10 protein-coding genes are annotated in these 12,064 nt (G+C 42.4%); 7 read left to right on the forward strand and 3 right to left on the reverse strand.

Going from position 1 to position 12,064, the window contains the following annotated elements; genetic code table 11:
- Window positions 1-232: 232 nt before the first annotated feature.
- From VLN09_RS08910 to VLN09_RS08925, 4 genes are all read left to right on the forward strand, one after another.
- Window positions 233-721 carry an META domain-containing protein gene (locus tag VLN09_RS08910; RefSeq protein WP_325245725.1) on the forward strand — a complete coding sequence of 163 codons (489 nt, stop codon included), beginning with the start codon at window positions 233-235 and terminating at the stop codon, window positions 719-721.
- A gap of 240 nt (window positions 722-961) precedes the next feature.
- Window positions 962-1,987, forward strand: a complete 1,026-nt coding sequence (locus VLN09_RS08915; RefSeq protein WP_325245727.1) for a Xaa-Pro aminopeptidase — start codon at window positions 962-964, stop codon at window positions 1,985-1,987.
- A gap of 29 nt (window positions 1,988-2,016) precedes the next feature.
- Entirely contained in the window at window positions 2,017-2,187 is a 171-nt protein-coding gene (locus tag VLN09_RS08920) for a DUF2256 domain-containing protein (RefSeq protein ID WP_325245729.1), read from the forward strand.
- 44 nt (window positions 2,188-2,231) lie between these two features.
- On the forward strand, window positions 2,232-2,390 hold the full coding sequence (locus VLN09_RS08925) for a DUF2256 domain-containing protein (protein WP_325245732.1): 159 nt from the start codon (window positions 2,232-2,234) through the stop codon (window positions 2,388-2,390).
- Between the two features lie 112 nt (window positions 2,391-2,502).
- On the opposite strand, the gene VLN09_RS08930 is transcribed toward VLN09_RS08925, so the two are convergent.
- Window positions 2,503-3,387, reverse strand: coding sequence for a LysR family transcriptional regulator (locus tag VLN09_RS08930; RefSeq protein WP_325245734.1), 885 nt, complete (start codon window positions 3,385-3,387; stop codon window positions 2,503-2,505).
- 148 nt (window positions 3,388-3,535) lie between these two features.
- Here VLN09_RS08930 and VLN09_RS08935 point away from each other — a divergent pair, with 148 nt between their 5' ends.
- Entirely contained in the window at window positions 3,536-4,675 is a 1,140-nt protein-coding gene (locus VLN09_RS08935; protein ID WP_325245736.1) for an alkene reductase, read from the forward strand.
- 176 nt (window positions 4,676-4,851) lie between these two features.
- Here the strand turns inward: VLN09_RS08935 and metH are convergent, their stop codons facing one another.
- A complete protein-coding gene (metH, locus tag VLN09_RS08940) occupies window positions 4,852-8,682 on the reverse strand; it encodes a methionine synthase (protein WP_325245738.1) in 3,831 nt (1,276 codons plus the stop codon).
- A 586-nt stretch (window positions 8,683-9,268) separates the two neighbouring features.
- Between metH and VLN09_RS08945 the strand changes: the two genes are divergently transcribed.
- On the forward strand, window positions 9,269-9,823 hold the full coding sequence (locus tag VLN09_RS08945) for a fasciclin domain-containing protein (RefSeq protein ID WP_325245740.1): 555 nt from the start codon (window positions 9,269-9,271) through the stop codon (window positions 9,821-9,823).
- A gap of 326 nt (window positions 9,824-10,149) precedes the next feature.
- Window positions 10,150-10,758 (forward strand): fasciclin domain-containing protein, encoded by a 609-nt coding sequence (locus tag VLN09_RS08950; RefSeq protein WP_325245742.1) that lies wholly within the window; start codon window positions 10,150-10,152, stop codon window positions 10,756-10,758.
- 434 nt (window positions 10,759-11,192) lie between these two features.
- Here VLN09_RS08950 and VLN09_RS08955 read toward each other — a convergent pair.
- On the reverse strand, window positions 11,193-12,064 hold an 872-nt coding region (locus VLN09_RS08955; RefSeq protein WP_325245744.1), incomplete at its 5' end, for an alanine:cation symporter family protein.

Genomic DNA, 12,064 nt, shown 5'->3' on the forward strand with positions numbered 1-12,064 from the left:
GTTAATAGAGTGCTTAGCAAGCTATGTTAGCAAAAATACTGCAAAGTGGTACAAATATAGCGGTAATTGGTACTCAATCTATCATGACAGGCTTATAAAAAATCGGCATAATAGCCGCATTATTTAGACTAAAGAAAACAACAAATTTATCAGAGCAAGCGCTACTGATTAAAATGATAAGCAATGAATAATTTACTTTATATATTAATATTTGAAACCTCTGGGAATTTATATGAAAAATACGACTAAAATGATGATGGCTGCAACTCTTGCTGTAGGTACATTGGCTGCCGGTTGCCAAACTGCTCCTACCGTGATTGCACCAGTCACTCAACCAATTACCGCTAATGCACTACAAGCATATGATTGGCAACTTGTTGATGCTAAGCGTGCAAATGGTGACAAAGTCACTCAGTTATTCTTTGATCCATCTAAACCTTTAACGCTAAAATTCTTTAAAGATAACGGCAATGACCGTGTTGCGTTTGTCAATACTTGTAATAACATGGGTTCTGACTACAAAGTGGTAAACGGTAACGTTGTATTAGGCAATGTCCTATCTACTATGATGGCATGCCCTGAGCCACAAGCCAGCTTTGATACAGCGACGCTTGCTACCGTACAAGGTAAATATAGCATCAGCACGAATGCAAACAATACGCCTATCTTAACCATCAAAAACAGCAGTCAAGTTGCTTACTTTAAAGCGGTTGCTAAATAATATAGTCAGTTAAACTCACTATAAAAGCCGTTATATAAGAAATGCCTCACTTAGCAGTGGGGTATTTTTTTGTCTAAAAGTTTTTGTCTAAAATAAAAGGGCAATGTACGTTACACTAGCGGAATTACCTTTTCCAATTGCTGTTATACCATTTAGTGATCCTCTACTAGCCATTGCTCGTATACAATCCCATGTTTTAAATGGTTTATGTCAACTGGCTCATAGTTAAATAGGACTTTTATGATGTTAGAAACGGCTCTGTCAAAACCGACTATCGATATTCGTAGGCTCAATGGTATTGCTCCTATTAGCATGATTTCAATGCTGGCGGTGCTAAGCGGCTGTCAAACAATGCCAAATAGCTTGTCCAAAGCCACGAGTACGATGGCTATGAATAATCCACTTACGCTTAGCATGCCAGTGATAGACCGCAAAGGCTATATCGCTTATGTAGAAGAGCAAGGAGTAGGCGCGGCTAAGATTTCGACGTTATATCGTATCCGTCCCGATGGCCGCGCGCGTCAACTGATTGATCAGCTAAATGGCTATATCTATGCGCCTGCCTGGTCAGCGGATGGTCAAATGCTCGCTTATAGTAAACAAGCTTCGCGTCAGCATCCAAAGATTTATATTTACGATGTTAAGAGCGGTAGTCATAATTTGGTCGTCAACGTAGAAGGTAGCAATTTATCACCGTCATTCTCACCGGATGGCAAAAAGCTGCTTTATAGCTCAACCGTTGGCGGCAATGCCGATATCTATGAGATGCGTTTAAGCGATGGCGATACCAAACAGCTCACCACGTTACCGAGTACTGAGGTGCAGCCAAGCTACGCCAGCGATGGACAAAGCTTTGTCTATACTAGTGATAAAGTCAGCGCTGGTCGCCCAAGCATTTATCGTTATAGCTTCGCTACCGGTAACGCAGCGCTTATATCGACGAGAGGTTATGCGGCAAGTCCTCAGCTTAGCTTGGATGGTCAGCGATTGGCATATCTCAATGGTCGCAAGGCAGCAGTCATGACACTTACCAATGGACAAGCCATCAATCTGGCAGAAACGGGACTTGATGAGCCAGCGCGCCTATCACCTTCTGGACAATACGCCATCTACCCGATGCATCAGTCAAATTTAGGTGTGCAAGTAGGTGGTCAAAGCAGTCAAAGTGGCGGCAGCTTAGTTATCCATTCTCTAGCAGGTAATACCAGTTATGCAATTAGCAGTAAAACGGGCGGAGTAGTACGCTCACCAATTTGGGGTCGTTAAGCAATTTTTTTAATTTAAAGGTAAATATCATGGCGCATAAAAAGAAGAACGTCCGAAAAAAAGAATGTCCGGTCTGCTTCCGAGAGTTTAGCTGGACTAAAAAGTTGGATAAAAACTGGGAGAGCATGGTCTATTGCTCAGACCAATGTCGGCGCGTGAAGAAGTATGAAGGGTTGGATTATCAAAAAGAAGATAAGTAGGCGTTAATAGTGAAGTTAGAGGTATAGGAAAATGGGAGCAGACGATGGCACATAAAAAGCTTAACCTACCGCAAAAAATCTGCCCCGTGTGCCAGCGTCCCTTTACATGGCGTAAAAAGTGGGAGAGGGATTGGGCGCAGGTGACTTATTGTTCTGAGCAGTGTCGGCGGAAGAAAGATGCGCGTGGTGATAAGCAGGCGTGAGACTTATTTAATTTAAAGTAAGCTTCATTTCGATAATAATATTGAGTTCAAAAAAGTCTCTCATTGTTAAACGAGATGCATCTGCCAAACTGGATGCAACTGTCATTTAACCTCATAAATCCTGTAATTGCTTAATCAACCAACGATGTACTTCACTGTCATTAGTTCGAGGATGCCATGCGGCTATGACCTTAAATGTCGGTGGTAAGGCTTCTACCTTAAGCTCTTTAACCTTATTATTTGGCAATAAGCGTGAAGGATAGAAGGCAATCATATCGGTGGTATGAAGAATGTCTGGTACCGCAGAAAAGCTGGGAACTGACATAACAATATTTCGTTTAAGGCCTCTTGCCGCAAACCATTGATCGTGAGAGCCACGCAGATTAGCACGCGAAGGTGAGACCACAAGCTGAGGATAAGCTGCAATTTGTGCCAGTGTTAAGGGCTCTTTTATAGACTCATTGTCGCAACCGGTAATGCATAAATGCTGCTCTTCAAGCAAAGTAACGTACGCTAAATTATCAGGAATAAATTCTGGAAAAGTAATGAGTAAATCAAGTTCACCTGCTGTAATTAGCTGATTAACATTGTCGGAGGCAAAGTCGCGTACTATTAATTTTAGACCGGGTGCTTCACGGCGCGTAATATTAAAAAGCTGTGGTAGTAATGCTTGGGTTGCGTAGTCGGTCGCGCTAATCGTAAAGACTCCTTTATAGGTTTGTGGTGTAAATAAATCAGGCTCTAAAAGCGCATCCAACTGCTTTAATATGTGGCTAATGGGTTGCTGCAACGATAGCGCTTTTGGGGTTGCTACCATGCTATTACCTTGACGAATAAACAAACGATCATCAAATAAATCGCGCAGCTTACGTAATTGCTCGCTAATGGCTTGTTGCGTTAACCCCATTTTTCGTGCGACTTGTGAGAGGTTTTTTAAATCAAGTAACGCATTCAGCACTCTAAGCTGTTTAATATCGAGCCGGTTAATACCATTCATAATTGTCTCTTAAACAAAAAATTGTTGTTTCAAATTGTACCTTCAAAACTCTATGCTTACTAATATTGCTTAAGAAATTAATTAAGCATCAAAACAGGTTAAGTGATCTAAACAATAAGCCTATTCGTTTGCTTTAAAAGAGAGTTTTATGAAACAACCTATCCCCAATACCAGTACATTATTTTCATCTATAGAACTTGGACCTTATACGCTTAAAAATCGCATCGTGATGCCGCCATTAACACGCTCTCGTAGCACACAACCAGACAATATTCCTAATGACTTAATGGCAAGCTATTATGCACAGCGTGCCTCGGCAGGCTTTATGGTTACCGAAGGTACCCAAATTGAACCAAGAGGCCAAGGTTACGCGTGGACTCCAGGGATTCACTCGCAAGCCCAAATTGAAGGTTGGAAAAAAGTCACCCAAGCCGTACACGCTAAAGGCGGTATTATTTTTGCTCAGCTATGGCATGTTGGCCGAGTGTCTCACACTAGCTTACAACCAAACGCCGCTCAACCTGTAGGGCCTTCTGCGATTACTGCCGATAACGTCAAAGTATTTATTGAAACGGGCCCCGGTGAAGGCGCTTTAGCCGATCCAAGTGAGCCACGTGCACTGAGCACAGAAGAAGTTGGTGAACTGGTGAATATGTACGCTCAAGCCGCGCGCAATGCGTTAGAGGCGGGTTTTGATGGTGTGGAGCTGCATTGTGCTAACGGTTACTTAGTTAATCAGTTTATTTCTGAGCATACCAATAAACGTGATGACCAATATGGCGGCTCGCTGACCAATCGTCTGCGTTTCTTAAAAGAAGTGGTCGCAGCTGTCAGTGACGTCGTTGGCGCTGAGCGTTTGGGTGTACGATTTGCGCCTTTATTTGTGAGTACCAATGAGACACGCGTTTACTTAGGTTTAGTAGAATCAGACCCTCATAATACTTATGTTGAAGCCGTTAAAGTACTCGAACAAGCCGGTATTGCTTACTTATCAATTGCTGAAGCCGATTGGGACAATGCACCCGATTTACCTGAGTCATTTTATAAAGCAGTAAGATCTGAGTTTTCAGGGCGTATTATCTATGCGGGTAAATATACCGTTGAAAAAGCAGTCAATATCTTATCTAAAGGTTATGGCGATTTATTTGCTTTTGGTCGTCCTTTTATTGCTAATCCCGATTTACCTGAGCGCATAGCCAATAATTGGCCGCTCAATGAGGCAGACCCTGCCACGATGTATGGTGGTACTGATAGTGGTTATAGTGATTATCCTTACTATCAAAAATAGCTAAAAAACAAAAATAGTTAAAAAAATAAGGCCACGAATGGCCTTATTTTTTTGCTTATAAATTTAAATATTCATGTTTTTCATGCTAAATGAAATTATATAAGCAAAATTTACATCCATTATGCTGTCTATTTTATCTAGCAAAAACACTTTGATGTGGTTTGTTTCACTTTTTCCTACAAATTCGGATTTAACCACTTCTCAGCAGTCTTCATATCCCAGCCTTTACGCTCAGCATAACTCTCTAATTGATCGGTGCTGATTTTACCGACGTTAAAGTAAACACTTTTAGGGTGCGAGTAATAAAAGCCGCTGACCGAAGACGCAGGCCACATCGCATAACTTTCAGTCAAGGTCGTACCAATCGCATCGCCCGTGCCGAGCCATTCAAATAGTTTACCTTTTTCAGTATGTTCAGGACAGGCAGGATAGCCGGGAGCAGGGCGGATACCGACGTATTTTTCTTTAATCAGCTCGTCATTATTGAGGGTTTCTTCAGGTAAGTAGCCCCAATATTCTTTACGAATGCGCTTATGTAGATGTTCGGCAAAGGCTTCTGCTAAGCGGTCAGACAAGGCTTGCACCATAATAGCGTTATAGTCATCGCCATTGGCTTTGTATTCTTCGGCGAGTTTTTCTGTACCGACGATTGAGACCGTGAAGCCGCCTAGATAATCAGTATGCGCGTCCGATGGAGAGATGAAGTCTGCCAAGCTAAAGTTGGGTGTGCCGCTGGCTTTGTCACTTTGCTGACGCAAATGCTCGAACTGATATTCTGCGCTACCGCCTTCAGTTGGCGCTTTGTCATAGACGGTGACGGTATCTGCGCCGGTACGTTTGGCTGGGGCGATTTTAAATACGCCTTTGGCGACGATTGATTTTTCATCAATCATCTTATTTAGTAAGTCTCTGGCATTGCCAAACAAGTCTTGCGCCGCTTCACCAACCACATCATCGGTTAGGATTTGTGGGTATTTACCAGACAGACCCCAAGAGATAAAGAACGGAGTCCAGTCGATATATGGTACAAGGTCGTGGATAGGGTAATCGTCAAATATTACTTGTCCTAACTGGTTAGGCGTCGGTGGTACATAGTTATCCCAATCGTACTGAAAGCCAATCTTGATAGATTCCGCATAAGAGAGTTTGGCAGCTTTGGGCTGGCGTTTTGCCAAGCGTTCGCGCACTTTGATATATTCCGCGCGGGTTTCGTCAATTAAGCCTTGACGATGTTCTTTGGATAGCAGTTTAGTAACCACACCGACGGAGCGTGAGGCGTCCGCTACATAAATAACGCCATCGTTTTGATATTGCGGTTCGACCTTAACTGCGGTATGCGCTTTTGAGGTCGTTGCGCCACCAATCATCAAGGGCAAAGTCATGCCGCGCTCTTGCATTTGTTTAGCGACATAGACCATCTCATCAAGGCTTGGGGTAATCAGACCTGATAAGCCAATGATATCGACTTCCTCAGCAATGGCAGTATCGAGGATTTTTTCACACGGTACCATCACGCCCAAATCAACAATGTCATAGCCATTACAGCCGAGTACCACGCCGACGATATTTTTGCCGATATCATGGACATCACCTTTGACCGTTGCCATGAGGATTTTACCTTTCTTTTCGCCTTCGACTTTTTCTGCTTCGATGTATGGATTTAGCCAAGCGACCGACTGCTTCATGACGCGCGCAGATTTTACTACCTGCGGTAAAAACATTTTACCCGCGCCAAACAAATCACCGACGATATTCATACCGTCCATCAGTGGTCCTTCGATAACTTCTAACGGACGGGGATATTTCTCCCACGCTTCTTTAGTATCTGCTTCGATAAAGGTGGTAATACCTTTAACAAGGGCATGGGCGATACGCTCTTCGACCGTGCCTTCACGCCAAGTCATATCGACGGTGCTGTCTTTTTTCTTACCGCCGTCTTGATAGTTTTCAGCGATGGTCATTAGCCGTTCGGTGGCATCTTGCCCAGTTTCGCCTTGGTTGCGGTTAAGCATCACATCTTCGATGGCATCACGTGCCTCTTTAGGAATATCGTCATATAACTCAAGCATGGCAGGATTGACGATACCCATCGTTAAGCCATTTTGAATCGCATGATAAAGGAATACGGAGTTGATGGCTTCACGAATCGGGTTACCACGGAAACTAAACGACACGTTAGAGACGCCGCCTGAAACCATGGCATTTGGCAGGTTATCCGTAATCCACTTGGTGGCGTTGATAAAGTCCGCGCCGTAGTTGTTGTGCTCGGTAATACCAGTTGCGACGGCAAAAATATTCGGGTCAAAGATAATATCTTCAGAAGGGAAGCCCACTTCATTGACCAAAACATCATAGCTGCGCTTGCAAATCTGAGTTTTACGCTCGAAGGTATCCGCTTGACCATCTTCATCAAATGCCATGACAATAATAGCAGCACCATAGCGCATACAGAGCTTGGCGCGTTCAACAAACTCGGCGTGACCTTCTTTTAGAGAAATAGAGTTGACGACACATTTACCTTGGGTGCGTTTAAGACCTTCTTCGATAATGTCCCATTTTGACGAGTCGAGCATCAATGGCACACGGCTAATATCCGGCTCACCAGACACTAGGTTTACAAAGTGAATCATCGCCTGCTTGGAGTCAAGCATGCCCTCGTCCATATTGATATCGACGATTTGCGCGCCGCCTTCGACTTGGTCACGGGCAACATCAAGTGCTTCGGTATAGGCTTCGGTTTTAATCAGGCGTAAGAATTTCTTTGAACCGGTAACGTTGGTACGTTCACCGACGTTGACGAATAAACTGTCAGGCGTAATGGTAAAAGGCTCAAGACCTGATAAGCGGCAGGCGGGTGCAATCTCAGGAATCGCGCGCGGTGGGTATTTTGCCACCATATTGGCAATTTGGCGAATATGCTCAGGCGTTGTACCACAGCAGCCACCGACGATATTTAAGATGCCAGCTTTGGCAAAGCCTTCTAATAGCGCCGTGGTTTCTTCAGCCGTTTCATCATATTCGCCAAACTCGTTGGGTAGACCAGCATTGGGATGCGCTGATACATAAGTATTGGCGATATTTGATAGCGTTTGGATATGAGGGCGTAGTGCATCAGCGCCTAATGCACAGTTAAAGCCAACTGAAAGCGGTTTGGCATGACGAATCGAGTTATAAAACGCTTCAGCCGTTTGTCCCGAAAGCGTGCGACCTGACGCATCCGTAATCGTACCCGAAATCATAATCGGTAATTCAAAACCGATGTCATCAAAGACGCCTGTTACGGCAAAAATTGCTGCTTTGGCATTGAGCGTATCAAAGATGGTTTCAATCAGAATGATATCAACGCCACCTTCCATTAGTGCAAGCGTCGCTTCGCGATAGTTGAGTACCAATTCATCAAAGGTAATGTTACGAAATGCCGGATCATTAACGTCAGGCGATAGTGAACAAGTACGCGATGTCGGACCAATAACGCCAGCGACAAAGCGTGGTTTTGCTGGATTCTTCGCAGTGTATTCGTCAGCGGCTTCGCGGGCAATCTTGGCAGCCGTTTTATTCAGCTCAGGCACGAGGTACTGCATATCGTAATCTGCCATCGACAGACGCGTACCGTTAAAGCTATTGGTCTCGATAATATCAGCGCCCGATTCCAAATGCGCTAGATGAATCTCTTTAATCATATGTGGCTGCGTGAGCACCAATAAATCATTATTGCCGCGTACATCTTGTTTAATATCAGCAAAACGCTCACCGCGATAGTCTGCCTCTTGCAATTTATAATTCTGAATATGCGTGCCCATTGCACCATCTAGCATCAGTATCCGCGATGCCATCTGTTCAATAATACGCGCGCGTGCGGTCAGCTGGTTTCCCTTATACGGGAACACTTCAGGCGGCGTCAAGATAAAATCATTAGGGTTGGCGTTTGGGTTACTAGTATCACTTATTTTGGCTTGAGCCGTATTATCTTGAAAAGTATGGGTTTGAGAAGAGCTAGTTGGAGTCATAGGAGCGCTGCTTATAGAGTCAATGTTATAAAAAAGAAGAGGGAAAAGTCGTTATAATTTTTAATAGATAAGGCGTCAAAACCATCGATGCCAGTAAAAAATATTAGATAAATGGAGATGATTTTAGCAGAAAACATATCGCCATTGTCAGGTTATCAAAGTCTATTGCATAAAGCTTATGAGCACAAATGAATATCATTTATCTTTAGGATTACATAAAGCTTTACTTATTATTATAAAAGTAAAATTATTACTTTATAACACGGATAAAGGTTACACGCCTACGACAAAAAGTAGCGTAAATAGCAGTTTACATCACCCAACTATATGTTAATTTATTTTCAGTAAGATTGATGTTTCATTAGCAGTTCTTATTAGTAAAGGTTAATGGTTTTTGACTTGAAATTTGTTTATATTGCTTATTTGTGATGGATGAAATTACAATATAAAATCAGCGACCAAGATATTAAGCCTAGGTGCTTAAATTTAAGAGCTTAAATATAGATGCTAAGGAAAGCCAATCTCATCTGTTAGACCGTATTAAAAACCAATAGATTATAGAATTTCAATCATTAAGGATAATGTCATGAAAATCATTAAAATCGCTGCTCTTAGTACTTTAGCACTCTCACTTGCAGGTTTAAGTGCTTGTAATAATATGATGCCAGCTAAAAGTGCTACTATGAAAGCCCCCATGCATAGCCAGTCAATGGCAAAAATGAATGTGGTACAAATTGCTCAGAGCAATCCTGATTTCTCTTTATTGGTAGAAGCCGTTGTCGCTGCTGATTTAGCAGGTGCGCTTTCTAACCCGAATGCCAGCTATACGGTTTTTGCCCCAACCAATGCTGCCTTTGTGCAAGCGCTGCAAGAAACCGGTATGACCAAAGCACAACTTTTTGCCAATAAACCATTATTGACCAAAATCTTAGGCTATCACGTGATCAATGGTACTGCTCCAGTGTATGCGAAAGATGTTAAGCCAGGCAATGTGACCATGTTAAGCAATGATACGCTCATGGTAACTGCACAAGGAAAATTGATGGATGAAAATGGGCGCACAACCAATATCCTAAAAACAGATATCGCTGCCAGTAATGGTGTCGTACACGTGATTGATAGAGTGCTGATGCCTAAATAATCTAGTTAGTAGCGTGTTTTTATAGCTGAACAAACAATGCTTGAAATACATGTGTATGTGATGGTCAAATTAATAGATGTTGAGCGACTCTAGCAAGCTCAACATTTAGCAATGAGTGGGAATTACGTAATACTTGTGTTATATACGTGATCGATACAGTGCTACTACCTAAGAATATATGAATTAAAAATCAATCAGTTAAGATGGTAACCAACTACAAACGTAGCCGATTTAAGAAAATTTCGATTTATCTTAAAAATATCATTTATAAGCTATCTTCCAAGCTATCCCGTATTGAATAGTTATCTACATTAAAGGAATATCCTATGTTAAAGAAAAATATACTATCTATCGCTGTTGTGGCTGCCGCCATGTCACTAGCAGCCTGTAACGATAAAGAAGCAGTCACAGAGCCAGTTGAGCCAGAAGCGACCACTGATGTTGTGGCAGAGCCAGAAGTTGCTCCTGAAGCAGTCGCAGAAGCTGATGCAGCTGCTATGCCTGAAGTAGCTGCAACACAGACTATTGGCGAGATGGCAGCTGGCAATGAGAACTTAACCATCTTGACCGCAGCACTACAAGCAGCCGGACTTGACGGTATGATGATGGAAGCAGGCGAATACACGGTGTTTGCACCAACGGATGACGCATTTGCAGCTTTATTGACCAAATTAAATATTACCAAAGAAGAATTGCTTGCTGATCAAGCCACACTAAAAAGTGTTCTCCCATATCATGTTGTACCTATGGTCGTAAAAGCAGCTGATATCCCTTATGGTACTGCGATTGAAACGGCGAATGGTCAAACCATCACGATCAGTGATGCCAATGTTATTACCGATGCAAGCGGTAATACAGCAAACATTGTTGGAACCGATATGATGGCAACCAATGGTGTAGTACACGTGATCGATACAGTTCTATTGCCTAAATAAGGCTTAACAACAAAAACTATTTATAGTTGTAAATACAAAAAGCCTAGCCATTGAGCTGGGCTTTTTACTGTCTATTTATCATGATTAAGTCACTATAGTTGGTGCACTTTAAAAAAGAAAACAGGGCTGCTACAGTTGATACCAAATAGAGTAGATACGTTATTTTATGCCGCGTGACTGGGATGAGTTTTTCTGGCTTGCTGTGCCTACACCGACAGAGTCTGCAAAAAATTCATCCCAATCCTACTGTATCGTTTTTATATTGAACTAACTATAGCTGATACGTTTTAAAAAAGAATACAGTGTTGCTAGGATAGATAATACCTCTCGCTTGTTTACTAGAAAAGAGGCAAGGGCGGGCAAACTAAAAAGCCCGAGACGATAGTCTCGGGCTTTTGCTTAAGAGGATCAAATAATCATGACGTTAAAGAATATTACTTATGCTCTTTACGTAGTGAATCAGATGCCATTCTTTGTTGCTGTTTCAAATGACGCTCTTCCCAATAAGGGGCATTTTTGATACCAAATTTTGCTGGATCAAAAGTATATTCTGTCACGCCAGCTTTAAGTTGTGCTTCATAGTCTTTAAGCATGGTAAGCGTTGGGCGAGCCACAAAGAAGATAACCAAGATACCAACAATATTGAGCCAAGCCATAAGACCAACACCGATATCACCAATAGCCCAAATATAGCCTGCTGAGTTAAGACCACCGTAGGCAACCATCACCATGATTAAGACTTTAGCTAAGAAAAGACCTGTTTTATGAGCACCGCGACCGATAAAGCGTGTTAAATAAGTAACGTTAACTTCAGCAATATAGTAGTAAGCCAAGATTGTTGTAAAGGCAAAGAAAAAGACAGCGATTGCGATAAAGATATTACCAAAATTACCGTATACCGATTGCATTGCCATTTGTGTAAAGGCTGGTGAATTAATTTCAGTAGTAGCCGCTACATTTTGTAGAATGAACTGACCCTCTGGTAAAGCACCTTGAATGTTATACATACCAGTAGATAAAATCATAAATGCGGTAGCAGAACAAACCAGTAACGTATCAACGTAAACTGAGAATGCTTGTACTAAACCTTGCTGTGATGGATGCTGGACTTCAGCAGCAGCAGCAGCGTGAGGACCTGTACCTTGACCGGCTTCGTTAGAGTAAATACCACGTTTTACACCCCAACCGATTGCCGCACCAAAACCTGCTTGTGCGGTGAATGCATCGCCAACGATCAAACCAAATACTTGTGGGATCATATCGACGTTAGAGAACATAATGATCAATGCTAGTATGATATAACCAA

Origin of the sequence: Psychrobacter sp., assembly GCF_035469765.1 — a bacterium.
In the GTDB taxonomy this organism is placed as follows: Bacteria; Pseudomonadota; Gammaproteobacteria; order Pseudomonadales; family Moraxellaceae; genus Psychrobacter.

Excerpts from the sequence above, each read along its gene's own strand:
- VLN09_RS08920 (WP_325245729.1), top strand. The coding sequence starts at position 2,017 with ATGGCGCATAAAAAGAAGAACGTCCGAAAAAAAGAATGTCCGGTCTGC.
- VLN09_RS08930 (WP_325245734.1), bottom strand. The coding sequence starts at position 3,387 with ATGAATGGTATTAACCGGCTCGATATTAAACAGCTTAGAGTGCTGAAT.
- metH (WP_325245738.1), bottom strand. The coding sequence starts at position 8,682 with ATGACTCCAACTAGCTCTTCTCAAACCCATACTTTTCAAGATAATACG.
- VLN09_RS08910 (WP_325245725.1), top strand. The coding sequence starts at position 233 with ATGAAAAATACGACTAAAATGATGATGGCTGCAACTCTTGCTGTAGGT.
- VLN09_RS08935 (WP_325245736.1), top strand. The coding sequence starts at position 3,536 with ATGAAACAACCTATCCCCAATACCAGTACATTATTTTCATCTATAGAA.
- VLN09_RS08945 (WP_325245740.1), top strand. The coding sequence starts at position 9,269 with ATGAAAATCATTAAAATCGCTGCTCTTAGTACTTTAGCACTCTCACTT.
- VLN09_RS08925 (WP_325245732.1), top strand. The coding sequence starts at position 2,232 with ATGGCACATAAAAAGCTTAACCTACCGCAAAAAATCTGCCCCGTGTGC.
- VLN09_RS08950 (WP_325245742.1), top strand. The coding sequence starts at position 10,150 with ATGTTAAAGAAAAATATACTATCTATCGCTGTTGTGGCTGCCGCCATG.
- VLN09_RS08915 (WP_325245727.1), top strand. The coding sequence starts at position 962 with ATGATGTTAGAAACGGCTCTGTCAAAACCGACTATCGATATTCGTAGG.